Origin of the sequence: Chryseobacterium oranimense (assembly GCF_900129755.1) — a bacterium.
Taxonomy (GTDB): Bacteria; Bacteroidota; Bacteroidia; order Flavobacteriales; family Weeksellaceae; genus Chryseobacterium; species Chryseobacterium oranimense.
Genome location: NZ_FQWT01000004.1, coordinates 168,991 through 188,390, shown reverse-complemented (window position 1 = coordinate 188,390; position 19,400 = coordinate 168,991). Strand labels below are relative to the sequence as shown.

Here is a 19,400-nt window from a genome sequence, read left to right as displayed (position 1 = left end):
TTTTATTTTTTTATGGTTAAAATTGTATAAATTCTGTGTATAGTCTCGTTTCCCGATTTGCTTGGTATGTCTTCTTCTTTTTCGGAAATTTTCATTCTCTTGAAATGGCTTTGGGAAACAAGCTGTTCCATTTCGCTGTTGCTGTATAGTGTAAAATCGTATTCCGTGAAAGGAAGTGTTTCCATGAATTTTCTCTGTCCGAAAGTGAGAACAAAAGTCCCGTCTTTCTTTAAAACCCTGTGGATTTCATTGAGAAATTCAACAGGTTCTTCCCAGAAATATACGGTATTAACGGTAAATATCTTATCAAAGGTTTTATCCTCAAAAGGGAGCTTTTTACCTTCATACAAGATGAATTCTGCCTGATTTTGAAAGTTATTATTAAGTTTTCCGGCTTCATTGTGCATGGTTTCAGAAATATCAACTCCTGTATATTTCAGATTTTGAGCCCTGCTTAAAATATTTTTCAGGTGCCCAGCATTTCCGTGCCCTATTTCAAGAATATGTTCATTATCTTCTATTAAAAGCGTTTTGATACTTTCCAATGTCATGCTGATGTTGGTGGCATGCATCATTTCGCCGATCTCTATTCCTTTTTCTCCCTGCGGATTGGCAAGGTTCTGAGCGAGGATTTTTAATTCATCTTTTTCCATGGTTATCCAAAAATGATCATTGGGTTATTGGTAATCGGGTGTCCGCAGATGGTGCACGGGAAATTGTACGCCTGGCTGATATTGTGAGCCGTAAATACTTCTTCCGGTGTTCCGTATGCAGAAACCTTTCCTGATTTCATTAACAAAATTTTGTCCGCGAATTGGGCTGCAAGGTTAAGGTCATGCATCACGACAATAGCGCTGTTGGCTTTTCCGGTAAAATTTTTAATAATTTCCAGCGCTTTATACTGGTGTTTTATGTCTAAATTATTCAGGGGTTCATCCAGAAAAACTAGTTTGTGGACAATTTCATTTTGCAGCTGCGCCATTACTCTTGAAAGGTGTACACGCTGTTTCTCTCCGCCGGATAAAGTATTGTAATCCCTGTCTTTCAAATGAAAAATATCTGTTTCGTACATCATATTGTTCATGGCTTCAAGGTCTTCTTTTGCGGGCTGGGTATCGAAATAAGGATATCTGCCCATCATAACAACATCTTTTACCTGCAAAGGGATTTCATTGGAATTATGCTGGGAAAATTTGGATTTATGCCTGGATAATTCCCTTACTTCCCAATCGGTAATGGGTTTGTCCTTAAATACAATTTTCTGTTTTCCTTTAACTTCATTGGCCAAAACACTCAGAAGACTGGATTTGCCGGCTCCGTTCGGTCCTACAATCGCTAAAAACTCTCCGTAATCCAAAGAGACATCAACACCGTCAAGAATATGGAAATTCCTGTGGAGATAGTTGATCTGATGTGCTTTTATCATTAGAGTGATTTTTTAAATTTAATTAAAATAGCAATAAAAACAGGCCCTCCGATCAGGGAGGTCAAAATTCCGATCGGCAGTTCCGAAGGGGCTACAATGCTTCTGCTGATGGTATCGGCAGTTAAAAGTAAAATACTTCCCAAAACTGCTGACAACGGCAGAATGAAAACATAATTGGACTTGAATAAAAGCCTTAAAATATAAGGAACAATAAGTCCTACAAAGCCAATTGTCCCTGAAAACGCAACGCAGGTCCCTACCATCAGCGAGGTAATGATCACAATCTGCTTTTTCAGTTTTTCAACATTGATTCCTAAATGTTCTGCATCTTTTTCCCCCAGCATCATTGCATTCAGGGCTTTTCCTTTTGGAAGTAGAACAGCATATGAAATGATTAAAACAACCGTTAAAACAATATTCTTGGTCCAGGTAGCAGCGGCAAGGCTTCCCATATTCCAGAAGGTAAGATCTCTTAACTGCTCATCTTTTGAAATATAGATAAGGAATCCGGTGATGGAAAAGCCTATTGATGTAATGGCAACACCACTTAACAGCATCATGACAACATTGGTTTTCCCTGCACTGGTAGAAATCCTGTAAACCAGCATCATAGCCAGCAAAGCTCCTAAAAATGCTGATATTCCCACTAACGAAAACTGGACTACTTCGGGAAGATACTGCTTAAAATGGCCTCCCAAAACAATGGCAATGGCTGCCAGCAAGGTTGCTCCTGAAGTTAAGCCGATCGCTTCACCCGTTGCCAGAGGATTTTTAAATAATCCCTGCAGGCTTGTCCCGGAAACGGCCAGCATGCTCCCTATCAGTATGGCCATGATAATTCTCGAAGCTCTTACGTCCCAGATTACATACTTATCGTTTAAGGCCAAACCGGAATCTCCTTTGATGAACTTTCCTAAAACACTGAACGGCGATGCCCCGTTAAAATCGTAAACACCGGTATATAGTGCCACCACTGCCAGAATGACCAGCAGCAGGGCACTTATGATAAGATACAAGTAAAGTTTACTTTGTGTTCTCAATTAAAAGTTTGTTTAGTTCAACTGCAGCCTCTCCCAGTCTCGGTCCGAAACCTGAGACCAATCCTCCGTCCATCGCGATGATCTTTTTATTTTTCCCGGCATTGGTTTGGGCCACGCCCGGCATTTTAAGTGCTCCTTCGTTTCCGCCGGCACCCTGAAGGCCCGTTTCAAAGAAAAACAGGATGTCCGGATTGGCTTTCACAACGGCTTCAGGTGTCAATGGTTTGAAATCTTCGAAATCGTTTACGGCATTTTCACCGCCTGCAAGGCCAATTAATGCAGCCATAGGGGTATTTTTACCAGAAACCATCAGCATATTTCCTCTTGCGTAGATGAACAATACTTTTGGTTTTTTAGCGATCGGCTGAATTTGTTTCAGATCAGCATCAATTTTATCATTTAGCTTCTGATAATCTGTATTTCCAATAGCTTTGGCTACGTCGGCAATCAGTTTTTTAGTTCCTTCTACTGTATATTCCTGTTTGAAAATCTCAGCCTGAATGCCTGAAGACTTGATCTTACCCAATAAATCCGGATTAATATCCTTATCTGAAGCCAGAATCAAAGTTGGGCTAACCGCCATGATCGGCTCAATCGTCATTGATCTTACGTGTCCGAGATCTTTAGCCGTCGCTTTTAATGTTGCAGGATAGGTACTGGTAACATCTGTTCCTACAATTTCTTTTTCGTGGCCCAGGGCACTTACAATTTCTGTAATGCCACCGCTCAGGGTAACGATTTTGTTATTGGATTTAGGGGCTTCAGAAGATGTTTCTGTTTTATTTTCTGTTTTAGCTCCTTCTGCTTTTTTGCAAGAGTAAACTGCCATCAGAATGGAAGCTGCAAGGATTAATTTTTTCATGATATACTATTATTTGATTATTATAAAGGGGCAAATTCAAAATTGGTGGTACCGCGGTGTCCGTCTTCGCTTTTCATAGTATTGAATCTCAGCTTAAAGTAAAATCCTTCAGCATCTTTCAGAACAAAAAAACGGTCAGCATATACATGCGGTTGCGGATTGTCTGTGGTTCCCGTGGTGGTTCTCCACTTGTCACCAAGAGCTCTCTGGTCATTAAATACAAATTTCGACTGGTCTATATCTCCTAATTTAAAGGAGTTGTAAGCCTGATCAAGATTCCCTGCCGGAGTGACCTGATATACGCCTACTCCATTAAGGGTATTTGTAACGATAAAATCAGCAAAAAAATAACTTCCGGCACTGACTCCGGGTGCTGTAAACACCTCATTGGTAAATGTGGTAAAGCCTAAGTCCCAATCTTTTTTCTTAGGCTGAATTTTTACCGTGGTCCCTGTATTAAAGCTGAAGTAAGTAAAATTGTAATCTGTATCTTTCGGGATAAAATATTCAGTGTAGCTTGTTGTATTTCCTATCTCTGCATAACGTATTTTATATCCGTTCAATGCTCTTAAAATCTGGATCTTTTTCCAGCCCCTGGCAGCACCTGACAAACTCACGGAACCTGGTCCGATATTATCAGGTGAAGGAATATCTCTTCCCAGATTCAAAAGGTAAACAGGGTTTTCATCATCATTTTCTTTAACCGGTTCAATTCCTGAAGTCTGGGTAAGGAAATTGCCGTCAGGATGATCGATAAACTGCATATTGGCCGGATCAAATGTCCCTACCGCTGCGCTTCCTTTAAGGGCTGAAACATCTGCTTCTGTTACTGTTTTTATGTCCGTTTTATTAGGAATTTTTGCCACTGTCATGGCAATAGAGCCATTAATCAATACATGGAACCCATCTCCGCTGTAGAAACCAAGATCCCAGTCTGTTCTTTTATTAACAGAGGGTTTTTCATCATCACTTAAATCTATCCAGACCTGATTCGGTTCTGTAGCTCCTCCTGATTTTACTTCTACTACAGATCCGGTAATCGGAGGTGCAGGAACAGGATCTTCATCAGCTGAAAGACAGGACTGTAAAGCAATAGCTGAAAAAAGAGCAAATATTTTTAAATAGTTCATAAGGGTAGCTTTTGGTTTAGAATTGATAAATTAATCTCGCGAAATAGCTTCTTCCGTAATACAGATTGAGGCGGTCTGTTGCGCCTGTATGGGCCGTTCCGGCAGTAGCAGTGGTATTGATACTGGTGACATCGAATATGTTTTTCACTCCCACAGAAAGTTCCATATGATCTTTCCAGAATGGCTGGCTTACGATAAAATCCATCATATGAAAATCATCTGTTTTTCCAAGTCTGAAACCTGTGGCTTCACTTTCCAGTACATAATTTCTTCCGGGACCTGTATATTTGTAGTAAAGAGCGAAAGCTGTTTTAGCACTTTTCAGTTTATAATTTGCCGATGCTCCTGCCTGAACAAGATACTGGTAATCTGTGGGGGATGCATGATAAAGTCCGTTCATCGATACGGAAGTTCCGCTTACAGAGCTTCTCAGGGATAAAGAGATTTGGTCTTTTCTAAAGTCTACATTAGCGGAGAACAGCATATTCCTGTACTTATCCATATTCATATATTTGTAAGTAGAGGGGTCTTTTACAAGCACCATTTCTATCCTGTCGCGAACGTCGAGGTATAAGGCATTAATACTGTAGGCAATTTTCCAATCGTTTGCTGTAAAGTTCTGATCCCAGAAAGCACCTGCTGAAAATCCTTTTTCAGGGTTCAGGTCTGGGTTTCCCTGTACATCATGATTGATATTAACGAAATAGGTATAGAGTTCATCATAAGTAGGAAAACGGTTGGCAGTTCCTGCTACCGCGCGTATGTTGGAATTTTCAGAAGCTTTATACCTTGCCGAAAGGGAATAATTGAACTGATTGTCAAAATTCTCGCTTACGGAAAGTCTGGCACCCGGTCTTACAGAAAGCCTGTCTGAAATATTCCATTCCCCGGACAGGAAATTGGAATAGGTAAAGATTTTTCTTTTCACTGCTTCACCAAAGAAGTCTCCGGCAATAAGTGCCGCATATCCGTCAGTATAATCCAGTTCATAGCCAAGCTGGAAGTCGAAAGTTTTGTTATTGAGGAAATTACTGAACATCCCTCTTGAATAGATGACATCCGTTTTGTAGTAGGATCTGTCTTCCCTGCTTATTCTCACAGCTCTGTTCGGAATATCGTAATTATAATCATGGTATTTCCTGTCTTGGTTTTGGTAAGAAAAATCTCCCATATAGCGGATATTTCCAATATGGGTCTGGATATTGAACTGATGTCCCCATCGTTTGGTATTATATTCCCTATCTATACTCTCATACAGAGCCCCTCCCATTCCGTCATTCAACGGGATCCTGTTGACTTCGGGATTATAAAAATTGAATTTTTCATATAAATAAGACAGCTTATAATAGAAAGATGTTTTGTTTTTTGAATAGCGGATCAATGCCGAGGCATCATACTGATCTTTGGGATTCCATTCGAAGCCTCTTTTATTATCCCTTTCAAAATATTTATAGCCTTTACTTTCACCTTCATACCCCATGAACTGGTTATGATTTAAACTTACATTGGCAAACCAGTTCGTATCAATATTATAGTCTACATTAAGATTCTGAATATGTCTTCCGTTTCCTTTTTTCTTCAGGTCGTAATTGTCTCTTACGGTTTCTTCCTGCAGAGAGGCTCTTACACTTACCTTTCTTGTATTGCTTTTCTTGGTGATAATATTAATAACTCCTGCTACTGCGCCATTACCGTATTCTACCCCCATGCTTCCCTTTACAACTTCTATTCTTTCTACATTATTCAGGGACAGTTTGGTAAGGTCTATATTGCTTCCCAATCCTGTATCGCCCACTACAGGGATATTGTCTATGAGTACTTTCACGTAATTGCCGTCAAGGCCCATCATATTGGCTGTAGAATTTCCGGAGCGGGTATCCGGCGTGATCTGGATATTAAGGCTTTGGTTGAGAACATCGGCAACATTGGTTGCAGCCATATTTTTGATTTGCTGGGCATCGATCACCTCAACTTTATATATTGATTTATTGATGGACTGCTGCGTGTACTGTCCTGTAATGACAACTTCCTCTATTTTATTTTTATTAAGAGAATCTTTTTCTTGTGCGTTCATCCAGAAGGCAATGGATAATGACAGAACGGAAAGCACTTTCTTCTTCATAGAGCAAAAATTTTCGCAAATATAATGCTTTATTTAGAATAGTTAAAAATAAATACTTATTTTTGTAGAACAATTCTAAATAAAAATAACGTTATGAAATTAAAACTACTTCTAGGAACATTAATGTTTACGGCTATTACAGCGCATGCACAAGTAGCAACGCTTAATGAAAATTTCAACAACTTTACGATTGGGACGACTACTTTCCCTCAAAATGGCTGGTCTGCTGTGGTTGCTCCTATAACTGGCGCATTTCCTCCTGCACCACCAAGAATGATTGTAGCAGCTCTTGAAAACGACAATACGCAAAGGTTTATCCAGTCTTATGCAGGTAACAATGCAACCGCTCCTTCATATCTTATTACCCCTATGGTTGAAAATCTTACAGGAGATCGAGTTTTAAAATTTAAAACAACGTTAGTATCCCCATCGCCAGGACCTGGAACAATCCAGATAGGATTAGCGACAAGCGCCAGCGATATGTCGACTTTTGTAGGGGTAGGAAATCCGATCAACGTAACTACAGTTGGAGTGGTTCAAAATATAAGTATCAATATTCCTTCAACTACAGGTTCTTATATTGTATTTAAATTCACTCCGAGTGCTACCCATGTTGCCATACAAATAGATGATGTGGTCTACAACTCTTCTACTACTCTGGGGGTTAGCGATACTGCCCAATCTAAAGAAAACTTCAGGTTTGCCGTTAATGCTGACCAAACTGCATTGGAGTTTGTTACCAAAACAGAACTGAAAAAGATTGAGATTTATTCTGCTGCAGGTCAAAAAACAGCCGAAGGACAATTAAAAGGACAGAGATTTGATATCAGCGGACTTCAGGCCGGTGTTTACTATATCCTGGTAGAAACTGCAGAGGGTTCTGTAGTGAAATCCAAATTCATCAAAAAATAAGGTTTTATTATTATTAGACTAGTATTATGCCTTTGAAACCGGCCGGAAATTCTTTCCGGCCGGTTCTTTTTTGCAGTACATTCCACTATTTATCGGCAAAACAAGATAAAAATCATATTTTTATTTAGAATCGTTAAAAATAATTATCTATTTTTGTAGAATCATTCTAAATAAGAATTTAAACAATCAATTATGAAAACAAAACTATTATTGGCTTCGGTATTGGCACTTTCTGTTCAGCAGACTGTATTGGCACAAACTGATGCACTGGGATACACACAGGCAAATATGACGATGGGACCTTCTTACCAGAACAGGGTGTTTTTCAATCTTGCCAATGGTAATATGGTTTCTCAGCCGGCCAATACCTGGGATGTTGCTTTTTACAGAAACTCCAATTTTGCATTCGGAACAAGAATTAATGATGCTTTGAATATTGAGGTGTATGCAGCTTCTACCAACCTTGCAGAATGGGATAATATTAATCTCGATAATATAGCAAGCTGGGGCGAACCTCTTTACAATCCGGACCAGACTACTGATATCAGTCAGGGAGCTTTTGAGCAGGGTCCTATTACCTCATCCAACCCCAATATTCCGTCAACAGGCTGGGGAACATATAATTCCCTGACGCATCACATTGAAGGAAAAGCAATTTTTGTTCTTAAATATACAGGCTCTAATTCCTACATTAAATTTGCCATCGTAGACGCATTTGGAGGATATACGTTTAAATATTCCAAATGGAACGGAACTTCATGGGGAGCTACTGAAACGAGAACTCTGGCAAATGGATCAGATGATGCCTATTTCAATTATTTCTCGTTCACTACAGGAGCAAAAGTACCCAATATGGAGCCCTCCAGAAGTGCATGGGACTTTATGTTTACCAAATATTACACTTTCTACAACAACATGATGATGTATCCACTTACCGGAGCCATCCAGGGACCGAGTGTAAAGGTAGCCAAAGTGCAGCCTGAAACTCAGGAAACAGCTGCATTCACTACCCCTGCTGACAGTAATTTTTCTTCCAACATCACCACTATAGGACATTCATGGAAAGGGATCGGAACGGTTAATAATGATGTGGTGTATTATGTCAAAAAAGGAAGTGATTACTACAGAATGTATTTCACCACCAATGGCGGAGCTACTACAGGAGATATGTATTTCAAATACAAAAAAATTACAGCCACCTTAGGAATTACCGAAGTAAGTAAAAAAGCCTCTTTCGGGATCTACCCTAACCCTACAACAGCTGATAAAAAAGTAACTGTCCTTTTCGATGTGAAGGAAAAAACAGACAACAAAGGAAACATCGAAGTTTATGATCTTACCGGAAAAAAAGTATACACTGCTGAACTGACTAATAAAACCGGATTCTACAAACAGGACTTGAATTTAGCACATCTTAGTGCCGGAAATTATCTGGTAAAAATCAGCTTCGGAGGCAGTACGGAAACGAAAAAACTCATCGTAAAATAACCTCAATTTTAATACTTTCTATTTTTTTCTAATCAAAAGGCGGTTTCAGATCTGAAACCGCCTTTTATATTTTATTTTATTCAATATTTAATTAATCAATTGAATCAATAAATTTTAAATCCTTTATATACTTCCGCAGAGCTTTCCATAATTTTAGAGGCATCTTTACGGAAATTCAGAAGATGATCCTGTCCGTTATGCCTGTTGTGGTGGTCTACACTTTCCCAAAGCTCGATCAGGAAAAAAGTTCCTTTATTATCTTTATCTTCAATAAGGTCGTACTGAAGACAGCCTTCTTCTTTCCTGGTCTCTTTTACAAGATTCTGAAACAGTTCTACAGCGTCCATTAAATAGTTTTCGTTAAACTTAAAAAGCGCTACGATATGCAAATTCATGTTCTATTATTTAGTGGTGTAAAAGTAGAATATTTTCAAAGCCGAAACTCTTTTTCAGGCATTTATTTTTCTTCAGCACTAATAAATTTTACTTGAAAACTGATTTATAAATAGTTATGGAACTCATCACAATAACAAGAATCCCAATCACCAAAAACATTTTCTTAACAGGAAGTTTAGCCGTAAGCATAGCAGAAAACGGGGCAGTAATAATTCCTCCGATCAAAAGGCCAAGGATAATATTCCAGTGCTGAACCCCAAGCGTCAGGAAAAACGTAACGGCAGCAGTAATCGTTAATATAAATTTGGCAACAGTAGAGCTTCCCACGGCAAACCTAGGAGTGAACGCATTTTTAATAAGCGTTCCGGTTACCAGCGGGCCCCAACCACCACCTGCAAAAGAATCTATAAAACCTCCTATTACCCCAAGTCTTGTAAGATTGGTTTTTCTTTTCATCGCCTTATTCTGCTTATCTTTAAAAGCATTGGACAGGATCTGAATTCCCAGATAGAGAGTGTAGAAAGCAATAAGCGTTTTCGTGATCTTGGCATAATATTCTCCCAGATAAGTAAGGCTTACAGCTCCTATAATGGCCCCTATAACAGCGGGAACAGCCAGTTTTTTCACCAAGCTTTTACTTACATTTTTAAGCCTGATATGGCTAAAGCTTCCGGCTGCCGTGGTAAAGCTTTCTGCAGAGTGTATACTGGCACTTACAACATGAGGCGGGATATTCAGGAACAAGAGAGTTGTCGTACAGATCACACCATAGCCCATTCCCATTGATCCGGCTACAATCTCTGCAAATACGCCTACCAGAAGCATCCAGTAAAAAATATAGTTATCTTTAGCTAAAACGGCCAGAAGCTCATCTGTATACCCCAGTTCGTACATGGTTAAAACAGTAATCAGCAGTACTACAGCTGTAATCAGAAATACATTGAGTCTTATCTGGATTTTTCTTGAAATTATCATATGCAATATCATTACAGCTCACGTCCTGAGTTTTTACGCCTATAAAAACCGAAAAGGCTGCTTTCAGTGTGGCTGAAGCATTTGAGCTACTGCAAATATCAATTAAAAATATTATCCTACCAAATAAGTAGACTAGTTATTCAAAAAAAAGGACCGGGTCAGTCGACCAGATCCATTAAAGTTTTACTCTCAAGAATGTTCAGGGAAGCATCACGGACTTCTATAAGTACATCGTGCAGTCCGCAGTGATCTTCATTGCAGTCTTCACATTTTTCATAGAAATTTAAACTGACGCAGGGAAGCATCGCAATAGGACCATTTACCAGACGGATAATTTTTGCCAGTTTCACGGTTTCAGGATTTCCTTTTAAAAAGTATCCTCCCCCTTTCCCTTTTTTACTGTCGAGGATATCCGCTTTTTTCAATTCCAGCAGAATATTTTCTAAAAACTTCAAAGGGATCTTTTTATGTTCCGCAATTTCGGAAATAAGGACCGGGCCATCATTCCTTTTCTCTACCAGGTATGAAAGCGCTTTAAAAGCATATTGAGATTTTTTTGAAAGCATTACAGCAAAAATAAGAAAATAGTTTGAATTATATAAATGCATATTAATGAGGTGAAAATGCAAAAGGCTAAATATCAAATTTGTTAATTGGTTCCTATACATTCCTTATTTTTTGTTTCTCATCTTCATTATCACTATTAATCTTCACCCTTTTGCCTTTTCGCTATTAAATCCTTATGTTTGTATATGTTCAGTAAACAAGAAGCACAACAATTAAAAAAGGAATTTTGGACGGCTTTCGGAAAGTCTTTTCCCAGAAAATGGCTCCTTTATGATACGAAGATCAAGGATATGTCATTTAAATTTAATGCTGATAATAAAAAGGCGGAGGTATCCTTAGATATCGAAATGAAAGATGAACTCTTCCGGAATGCTTATTATGAGAAGATCTGGTCACTGGAAGATATTTTGAAAGACTTCATCGGAGACTTTCAGAAAGAGGAATATTTTACCCTGGACAACGGCAAAGTGATCAGCAAAATCTGGGTTGAAAAATACGGAGTTTCCATATTCAACAAAAATACTTGGCAGGAAGTTTTCGAATTTTTCCGGGATAAAATGGATGGCTTTGAAAGGTTTTATTATGAATATGAGGATTTCATCAAGGATGTTTAATTCTAATTGCTGAAAATAAAAACACTTTCCAATTATTTTTACATTGATACTTTCCGCATGTTTCATTAATGGTGGCAAAATATTATTTACGCTTCTGAAATCATATATCCTGGCTTCTTAGCAAAAAATCATTGTTATAAAAATGCAGATATAATTCCTTAATTCTTTGATTTTAAATATATTTGGGGTCAGAAAACTAAACCATGAAAATTGAATACAGGGATGAGGATTTTAAATACATAAATGACCCGGAAACCTATAAGAAAAAATCCAGATGGTACAAGCATTTTTTAGCTCACGGAAAACTAAAAATAAGAGAACAATATCATTCTGATGCTCTCTTTGCCTTACATTATTACTTAGATCCTGAAGACAACGAAACGGAACTTCTGGAAAAATACAGAGACATACCAGCCTTGGAAATACTGAGCTTCAGAACAAGGAATGCGTATGGTGATCTTTGGGTAGAAACAGTGAAATATTATGATTTCGACAGCAATACTTTCTCAAATCTTATCATCCGCGAACTATATGATGACCGAAATTTTCCTATTGCCTGGGAATGTACTGACCCTGCCCTTCCTGAAACCGATACATTCCATTACCAGCTGTTAAAAAGTTATTACAATACCGACAGCTACCTGAACGGAGAATATTTTGACTCTCGTTTTCATTCAGGAAGATTTACAGATATTGAATATTTTCCCCAAGGCATAGATACCGATTCCCAGGATCTGGAAAGAGGAATTATTGGCATACAGGCAGAACAGCTTATGCAGCGGATGAAAATTCTGCCAAAAATGCGGGCATGGTATGTAAATAATGAATTTTTGCCACAATTATAGGCCAAGATCTATAAAATATAAAAACATGGTCTTAAATATGCTGTATACATAAAATACACTGACGGCCGATACACTAATAACAACAGATTAAACTACTAAACATGAAAAAGGTATATAAAAACATTTTTGGAGAAGTGATTTCGAAGGCTAAGGCTGAGAAACTGGACGACTATCATTTATATTATTACGAAAAAGATTCCGAAGTGCTGAAAGAAATAGAATTTCTTACCGAAGATGAAATATACAGCATCAGTTATTTTATGAGCCATGATGAAGATGAGGAACAGGTTGTAAACTATCTGAAAGAAAAATCTGATCTTTTCGATATTGAAAAAAGAGAAGCTGCAGGGGATTTCATCATTGCCACCAACAAAATGTACTCACTGGCTGTGGACGAAAAACCTCTCATCTCCAAAACCGTTTTTCATTATGATGACCCGGAAAACTTTATCTGCTCTCAGATCCTGGACAACGAAACCCTGAAGCCAATACTGGAAAGAACCACGAAATGCTGGTATACTTTGGATGAAAACGGTGAAAAATATGCCGCCATAGAATTCAGCTACCAGGAAGACGGAAAACTGGAACTTGCTATAGACAAGACCCCAAACCCGGAAAATGACCTGGACTGGCAGCATTACGAATATTCAACCTTTAACGAACTTCAAAACCGGATGACAACCGATATAAGTTATTACAAAACAGCAGTTCTTCTTCCGGAGACTGTGAACCAGGAATGTTAAACCATTGAAATTTTATTGAAAAATTCAAACAATTGTTTATATTTTTCATATTTTTAATCAAAATAAAGAATACCGGGTTTCAGAATGTTGCAGGACATTTCTGAAACCCGATACTATTATAATTATTAAATTTTAAAGACCAGTCACAATGGAAGAGAATTCGTTTATATTTACTGACGGGAAAGACCCCAAAATGATCGCAGCGTATGAAAAAGCAAGGAAAACCTTTAAATATTTCTGGAGGGAGCAATCCTGGGAAAACAGAAGAATTATCCCGGCTCTAGATCTTGCCTGTGTAAAAGCTGTATTCCGGGAGGAGGATCCGGAAACAGGAGAAGATACAGTGGAACATATGTGGATCAATGAAATTGAATTCGATGGAGATACCGTAAGTGGTTTTCTGATTAATGAACCAAACAACCTTACCAATATCCAGGCAGGAGATTATTTTGAAATCCCTCTGAATGAAATCAGCGATTGGCTTTTTGCCATTACTCCGGCTGCAAAAACCCCTACAGATCTTGCTAAACTTCTAATTACAGAAGAGGAAAATTTACCCAAAACTTATGGTGGGTTTACCATTCACAAAATGAGGGCTGATATGTCCGAAGATGAAAGAAAAGAGCATGATGATGCGTGGCAGCTTGACTTCGGAGATTTTAATGAAATACTTGTAGTGAACGAACAGAAAGAAAAACCTGAAAATCTTGTAGAGCATCCTATGAGCAAAAATATGGAAGAAGAATTAGTGAAATTTCTCCAGGAATATCCCGATGAGATCGGCTACAGTGATGAAAACGGTCTTACACTTCTTCACAAAGAAACAATAGCAGGAAACCTAACCTCTGTTAAGGTTATTTTAAAAGCCGGAGCAGATAAAAATATAAAATCAAATAACGGGAAAACAGCCCTGGATTATGCCGAACAGCTGAACTGGGAACATATTATTCCGGTATTAAAAGATTAAAAATCACTTAAATATCAGACTAAAGAAGCTTCCAGGCTTCTTTTTTTATGACGATCCACGATCTGATTACATGATTCGTCGATTGGGCTACGTTTACTTTTTCTGCTTCTATGATCTTTGTATCATTATTTAAACCGAGTAAAAATGGAAACAAAAAAAGTATGGTTCGTAACAGGAGCCTCAAAAGGTCTTGGACTGGCCCTGGTGAAAAAATTATTGGCAAAAAACTACCGTGTAGCCGCAGCCACAAGAAACACACAGTCTTTAATCTCAGAAATAGGAGAAAAATCCGAAGCATTTCTGCCTCTCGAACTGAATTTAACAGATAACGAAGATGTACGGACAGCAATTTTAAAAACAGTTGAGCATTTCGGACAGATCGATGTGGTGGTGAACAATGCCGGATACGGACAGATCGGTACCCTGGAAGAACTGACAGATGAAGAAGCAAGAGCCAATTTTGACGTTAATGTATTCGGCACCCTGAATGTGATCAGGAATACCGTTCCTTATCTGCGGGAGCAAAAGTCAGGTCACCTGTTTAATATTTCTTCTATTGGAGGCTATTCCGGGAATTTTCCGGGTTGGGGAATTTATTGTGCCACAAAGTTTGCAGTAGCAGGACTTACCGAATCTCTGGCTGAAGAAATTAAAGAATTCGGGGTTCATGCAACAGTAGTCTATCCCGGCTATTTCCGAACGGATTTCCTAAGTAAAAATTCTGTGAAAACACCGGCAAATCCAATCCAGGTGTATGAAACAGCCAGAAATTCCGAACAGGCCCATCTTAACGAGATCAACGGAAATCAGCCTAATGATCCTGAAAAAGGTGCAGAAGCCCTGATTGCCCTTAGTGAAGTAGAGAATCCACCGGTTCATTTTCTTTTGGGAAGCGGTACTTCCGAATTTCTGGATACAAAAATCAAAACCATTACCGGTGATGCAAAACAATGGGAAGCTCTGACAGTGTCTACTGTGATATAAATTCACTTTTTGCCCATTAAAATTACAATTCTTCGACTGCGTTCCGGACATAGATGTTATAACAATGTCATGCTGAGCGTAGTCGAAGCATTAGACATTATACAATTTACTAAATTAGCATTATGAAATCTCCATTCCGCTTTAATACAATTTCTGAATTTCATGCCTTCTGTAATCTTCCCGGTCCTGAACATCCCATGATCAGCCTGATTGATTACAGCCAGGTGAACTACCCTACGGATGACAGTGAGCTGAAATGGATCCAGAATTTTTACTCCATCGGCCTGAAGCGTAATGTGAACGCTAAGTTTAACTACGGCCAGCAGGAATATGACTTTGATTCCGGAGTTTTATGTTTTGTTTCTCCGCTTCAGTTTCTGAAACTGGAAATAAAACCTGATGTGGTGGTGGAACCCACTGGCTGGCTGTTGGTCATTCACCCTGATTTCCTCTGGAATACCACACTCGCAAAAAAGATAAAATCTTACGACTTTTTCAGGTATAATGTTAACGAAGCCCTTTTCCTTTCAGACAGGGAGGAAAAAGTTGTTGTAGACATTCTGAAAAATATAGAGCGGGAATACCAGTCGAATATCGATAAATTCTCTCAGGAACTTATTGTTGCCCAGATTGAGCTCCTGCTTATTTATTCGGAACGTTTTTATGAACGGCAGTTTTTTACCCGGAAAAAATCCAGCCACGAGCTTCTGGAAAGATTTGAGGAGGTACTTTCCAAGTATATTGACAGCGGAAATCTTATAGAACACGGGATTCCCTCTGTAAAGACCATAGCCGCAGAAATGAACATTTCACCCAATTATTTAGGATCTTTGCTAAGGATTCATACCCAGCAAAATACCCAGCAGCATATCCAGAATAAACTCATCGATCTAGCCAAAGAACGACTCAGCACCACTCACCTTTCGGTAAGTGAAATTGCTTATGAATTGGGGTTCGAGCATCCGCAGTCTTTCAGCAAACTGTTTAAGCAAAAGACCAATCTGTCACCTCTGGAATTCAGGAAATTATTTAATTAAAAAAATAACAGACCATTTTTTATTTTCAGATACTTTTTTGTCAAATGGCAAACGCAGAAAAAATAACTTTAGCTACCTTGCATTCATGAAAGAACTGTTTGATTTTATTTTAAGATTTGGAAATCTGAACCAACAGCAGATTGACTTTATAGCCAGCAAGGCAAAAGAAACAGACCTGCCGAATGACGAATATTTTTCAGAAGCCGGAAAAATCGCACGTCAGGTTGCATTCGTCGTCAGCGGAATTTTGAGGGTTTGCTATTACGATAATAAGGGCGAAGAAATCACCAAATATTTTATTGAAGAAAACAATCTTGTTGTAGATCTGGAAAGCTTTGATAATGAGATCTGTTCCAGCACTTACGTTCAGGCTGTTACCGACTGTAAGCTTATTGTTTTTGAAAGAAAAGACTGGCTGGAACTTTTGCAGACTATTGTGGGATGGGAAGCCATCGTCCATAAAATTATTTCAAGGGCGCTGATCCAGAAAGTGGAAAGAAGAAGTCCGCTGGTTTCGGAAGATGCAACCACCCGTTATCTTAAATTTCTGGAGATCTATCCTACTGTAGTCAATAAGATTCCCCTTTCCTATATTGCGTCCTATCTTGGGATTACCCAGTCTTCGCTCAGCAGGATCAGGAAAAACATTGCCAAATATTAGATTTTCACTTTCTGTCCTTTTACCATAAATTTTAAATTCATTTTTTTTGCTTTTTGTCATTTGGCAAACGGAATTCAATTTATTTGATGGAATTTTACATCATCAATTAAAACAAAAAAAATGAAATCAGTATTAATAACAGGAGCCAACAGAAGTATTGGCCTTGAAACCGCAAAACAACTTTCAGAAAAAGGATTATTCGTCTATTTAGGAAGCCGCGATCTCCAAAAAGGTGAAGCCATTGTAAAAGAGCTGAATGAAAAAGGTTTTCAAAATATAAAAGCCATTGAGATTGACGTAACCCAACCGGGTTCAATCTCAGCCGCCAAAGATCTGATAGAGAAAGAACAGGGAAAACTGGACATTCTGATCAATAATGCAGGTATTCTGGGAGTAAATCCCCAGACTGCAGCTGAAACACCTATCGCAGATATTCAGACGGTATTTGATACCAACTTTTTTGGAGTGATCAGTGTAACCCAGGCATTTTTAGAACTGCTTAAAAAATCGGAGAGCCCGAGGATCAGCAATATTACTTCGGGACTCGGATCATTGACATTACATAACGATCCAAGCTGGAAGTATTACCATGTAAAAGGAGCGGCATATGGACCTTCCAAATCAGCCTTAAATGCTTATACTACTGTTTTAGCTTACGAACTGAAAGACTCACCTTTTAAAGTCAATGTTATTGATCCGGGATATACTGCCACAGATTTCAATGGCCACAGCGGTCCGGGCTCTGTAGAAAGTGCAGCTTCTTTTATCGTGAAACATACGCTGACCGGTGAAGATGCGCCTACAGGACAATTCTACAGTAATGATATAGAGGATGAAACCGGGATCAGCCCATGGTAAATTTTAAAGAGGGCTTTTAGGTCTCTCTTTTTTAATTTCAAAAGAGCTTTTTATACTAAAAAATAAGCCACTGCTATCAATTGCAGTGGCTTTATGATTATTTATCCAAACTTCTTCTTTCTCATCCAAAAGAATAATCCTCCCAACAGGCCGATGACTACCAAAGGCAGCAATAAATTCAGCCATTGCCAGTTTGTTTTTTCTTCCGTGATGCGGTTTCTGTCCAGAAGTCTTTCTTCAATGTTTCTGTTTCTGAGAGCCATCAGGTTGCTGTCGTCCAGAAGATAATCCAGAGCATTTCTCAGGAACTGCTCGTTACCGAACTCCTGGTTCGTCAGGCGGTCAATTCCCATCGGAAGCGGCTCACCTTTGTGCATTTTGTTTCTTCCGACATCTCCGTCTGCAATCACGATCATTTTATTTTCAGGGCTCTGACTTTTAAAACCCGGATAACCTTTTCTTTCAATTCTTGAAGCATAGGCAGAATTGAATTTTCCTTCCAATGCAACGGCAAATATCTTTGGTGTGCTTGGCTTTTCCATTTGTCCAAGACTGTCAACACTTGCAATTTCCTTCAAATCTACATAATTAGGAACCTGCTTCAGGAGCGTTCTTTCACTGGATTCGAAAAGAACCTTTGTTTTAATATTTTTTCTTCCGCCCAGCGTATCGATGGAAGTCGGGAACTCAAATTTTACCGGATTGATATTTTTCGTGATCGGATTATCATTTTCAGCAATTCCAAGTGGAAAATAAGGCCATGGAAGGCTTGTATACTGGGGATTCCCTCCCACTTCTCCGGTGACCAGCTTCAACAATGCAAATTTCTTTACATCCTTTACCAAGGCAGGATTGATCCTTACTCCATAGTTGAAGAAGAAATCTGTCATATTGATATCTACAGGGAAAGGCATCAGCTTTTTGGATCTTGTCAGCGTATCCATTTCAGCATTAACGGCATCAATCATCCAAAGTGTTTTTCCTCCGTTCATAATAAACTGGTCAAGGATCACTTTTTCATTATCTGTAAATGCTTTCCTTGGCTTTGCAATTACCAGGGCGCTCATCTGTCTCAGCAAAGGAAGATCTTCAAGGGTAAGTTCTGTCTGGTTTTTTGGAATGACAGGACCCGCATCATAATTTTCCAGTGCCAGCTGCATAAAGCTGTGAAACTCTTCAGGCCCCAATTCATCCTGATTGACCAGAATACCGACTTTCTTTCTCTTATTGGCTGCAATATTCTTGATATTGGAAACAAGGCTGTACTCCAGTCCTTCTATAGATCTTGTCAGCTGCTGATCTGCATCTATCCCGGCCTGCTGTACTACCAGCGGAATAGATACTCCCCTTTTATCATATTTTAGGACAGCATAAGGAAAAAGCGTAATCTGCGAAATTTTGCCGTCTTTTACATCCGGAAGAACGGAAGGCTGCATTCCCATTGCCATCAAAGTGTCCTGCGACATTTTTGTTTTGATGGGATCGATAAATTTAAAATCAATTTTCGGATTGATCTTTCTGAACTCTTCCAGCATAAATTTCGTCTCACTCTGAAGCTGTTTAAAGCTTGCCGGAAAATCTCCTTCAAGGTAAACATCTACTGTAAGCGGCTTTTTCACGGATTCCAATACTTTTACCGTATTTTCCGAGAGTGTATATCTTTTTTCTTTGGTTAAGTCTAATCTGATTCCTGAATACATAAGCAGGATAACCAAAGGTACCACTGCAATCAAGAAAATTCCTAATGGAGATTTAATATTGAACTTCTTCATA

The 19,400-nt window shown here is 38.8% G+C and carries 20 protein-coding genes; 10 read left to right on the top strand and 10 right to left on the bottom strand.

Translation table 11 applies throughout. From position 1 onward, the window contains the following. Nucleotides 1-2: 2 nt before the first annotated feature. Genes BUB03_RS13835 through BUB03_RS13810 form a run of 6 tightly spaced genes read right to left on the bottom strand, consistent with a single transcriptional unit; the run spans nucleotide 3 to nucleotide 6,580 of the window. The gene (locus BUB03_RS13835) at nucleotides 3-653 is read right to left on the bottom strand and encodes a class I SAM-dependent methyltransferase (protein WP_073064130.1); all 651 of its coding nucleotides are present in this window, start codon (nucleotides 651-653) and stop codon (nucleotides 3-5) included. A gap of 2 nt (nucleotides 654-655) precedes the next feature. Then, a complete protein-coding gene (locus BUB03_RS13830; protein WP_073064127.1) occupies nucleotides 656-1,426 on the bottom strand; it encodes a heme ABC transporter ATP-binding protein in 771 nt (256 codons plus the stop codon). After that, nucleotides 1,426-2,466: a FecCD family ABC transporter permease gene (locus BUB03_RS13825; RefSeq protein ID WP_073064124.1), complete on the bottom strand. Its 1,041-nt coding sequence runs from the start codon at nucleotides 2,464-2,466 to the stop codon at nucleotides 1,426-1,428. The genes BUB03_RS13830 and BUB03_RS13825 overlap by 1 nt, the downstream gene beginning before the upstream one ends. Then, complete coding sequence (locus BUB03_RS13820; RefSeq protein ID WP_073064121.1) at nucleotides 2,450-3,328, bottom strand: heme/hemin ABC transporter substrate-binding protein; 879 nt, start codon at nucleotides 3,326-3,328, stop codon at nucleotides 2,450-2,452. Before BUB03_RS13820 ends, BUB03_RS13825 begins: the two co-directional genes overlap by 17 nt. Nucleotides 3,329-3,348: 20 nt before the next feature. Continuing rightward, a complete protein-coding gene (locus BUB03_RS13815; protein WP_073064118.1) occupies nucleotides 3,349-4,458 on the bottom strand; it encodes an HmuY family protein in 1,110 nt (369 codons plus the stop codon). A gap of 16 nt (nucleotides 4,459-4,474) precedes the next feature. Next, the gene (locus tag BUB03_RS13810) at nucleotides 4,475-6,580 is read right to left on the bottom strand and encodes a TonB-dependent receptor plug domain-containing protein (RefSeq protein WP_073064115.1); all 2,106 of its coding nucleotides are present in this window, start codon (nucleotides 6,578-6,580) and stop codon (nucleotides 4,475-4,477) included. Nucleotides 6,581-6,673: 93 nt separating this feature from the next. Between BUB03_RS13810 and BUB03_RS13805 the strand changes: the two genes are divergently transcribed. Next, complete coding sequence (locus BUB03_RS13805) at nucleotides 6,674-7,492, top strand: T9SS type A sorting domain-containing protein (protein WP_073064113.1); 819 nt, start codon at nucleotides 6,674-6,676, stop codon at nucleotides 7,490-7,492. Nucleotides 7,493-7,684: 192 nt separating this feature from the next. Further along, complete coding sequence (locus tag BUB03_RS13800; RefSeq protein ID WP_073064110.1) at nucleotides 7,685-8,980, top strand: T9SS type A sorting domain-containing protein; 1,296 nt, start codon at nucleotides 7,685-7,687, stop codon at nucleotides 8,978-8,980. 104 nt (nucleotides 8,981-9,084) lie between these two features. On the opposite strand, the gene BUB03_RS13795 is transcribed toward BUB03_RS13800, so the two are convergent. The 3 genes from BUB03_RS13795 to BUB03_RS13785 all read right to left on the bottom strand — a co-directional run bounded on the left by BUB03_RS13795 (nucleotide 9,085) and on the right by BUB03_RS13785 (nucleotide 10,917). Beyond that, a complete protein-coding gene (locus tag BUB03_RS13795) occupies nucleotides 9,085-9,375 on the bottom strand; it encodes a putative quinol monooxygenase (RefSeq protein WP_040995961.1) in 291 nt (96 codons plus the stop codon). Nucleotides 9,376-9,463: 88 nt separating this feature from the next. Then, nucleotides 9,464-10,351 carry a sulfite exporter TauE/SafE family protein gene (locus tag BUB03_RS13790; protein WP_073064107.1) on the bottom strand — a complete coding sequence of 296 codons (888 nt, stop codon included), beginning with the start codon at nucleotides 10,349-10,351 and terminating at the stop codon, nucleotides 9,464-9,466. 158 nt (nucleotides 10,352-10,509) lie between these two features. Beyond that, on the bottom strand, nucleotides 10,510-10,917 hold the full coding sequence (locus BUB03_RS13785) for an RrF2 family transcriptional regulator (protein ID WP_040996403.1): 408 nt from the start codon (nucleotides 10,915-10,917) through the stop codon (nucleotides 10,510-10,512). A 186-nt stretch (nucleotides 10,918-11,103) separates the two neighbouring features. On the opposite strand from BUB03_RS13785, the gene BUB03_RS13780 reads away from it, so the two are divergent. The 8 genes from BUB03_RS13780 to BUB03_RS13745 all read left to right on the top strand — a co-directional run bounded on the left by BUB03_RS13780 (nucleotide 11,104) and on the right by BUB03_RS13745 (nucleotide 17,627). Next, nucleotides 11,104-11,532: a DUF4268 domain-containing protein gene (locus BUB03_RS13780; protein ID WP_073064104.1), complete on the top strand. Its 429-nt coding sequence runs from the start codon at nucleotides 11,104-11,106 to the stop codon at nucleotides 11,530-11,532. A 203-nt stretch (nucleotides 11,533-11,735) separates the two neighbouring features. Continuing rightward, the gene (locus tag BUB03_RS13775; RefSeq protein WP_073064101.1) at nucleotides 11,736-12,377 is read left to right on the top strand and encodes a hypothetical protein; all 642 of its coding nucleotides are present in this window, start codon (nucleotides 11,736-11,738) and stop codon (nucleotides 12,375-12,377) included. Nucleotides 12,378-12,478: 101 nt separating this feature from the next. Further along, nucleotides 12,479-13,120 (top strand): hypothetical protein, encoded by a 642-nt coding sequence (locus BUB03_RS13770; RefSeq protein WP_073064099.1) that lies wholly within the window; start codon nucleotides 12,479-12,481, stop codon nucleotides 13,118-13,120. A 148-nt stretch (nucleotides 13,121-13,268) separates the two neighbouring features. After that, complete coding sequence (locus tag BUB03_RS13765) at nucleotides 13,269-14,087, top strand: DUF2314 domain-containing protein (protein ID WP_073064096.1); 819 nt, start codon at nucleotides 13,269-13,271, stop codon at nucleotides 14,085-14,087. Between the two features lie 144 nt (nucleotides 14,088-14,231). Continuing rightward, entirely contained in the window at nucleotides 14,232-15,071 is an 840-nt protein-coding gene (locus BUB03_RS13760) for an SDR family NAD(P)-dependent oxidoreductase (RefSeq protein WP_073064094.1), read from the top strand. Between the two features lie 122 nt (nucleotides 15,072-15,193). After that, entirely contained in the window at nucleotides 15,194-16,108 is a 915-nt protein-coding gene (locus tag BUB03_RS13755) for a helix-turn-helix domain-containing protein (RefSeq protein WP_073064091.1), read from the top strand. 85 nt (nucleotides 16,109-16,193) lie between these two features. Then, nucleotides 16,194-16,769, top strand: coding sequence for a Crp/Fnr family transcriptional regulator (locus BUB03_RS13750; protein ID WP_040995948.1), 576 nt, complete (start codon nucleotides 16,194-16,196; stop codon nucleotides 16,767-16,769). 120 nt (nucleotides 16,770-16,889) lie between these two features. Continuing rightward, entirely contained in the window at nucleotides 16,890-17,627 is a 738-nt protein-coding gene (locus BUB03_RS13745) for an SDR family oxidoreductase (RefSeq protein ID WP_073064088.1), read from the top strand. A gap of 101 nt (nucleotides 17,628-17,728) precedes the next feature. Here the strand turns inward: BUB03_RS13745 and gldG are convergent, their stop codons facing one another. Further along, the gene (gene gldG / locus BUB03_RS13740) at nucleotides 17,729-19,399 is read right to left on the bottom strand and encodes a gliding motility-associated ABC transporter substrate-binding protein GldG (RefSeq protein WP_073064087.1); all 1,671 of its coding nucleotides are present in this window, start codon (nucleotides 19,397-19,399) and stop codon (nucleotides 17,729-17,731) included. Nucleotide 19,400: the final 1 nt, after the last annotated feature.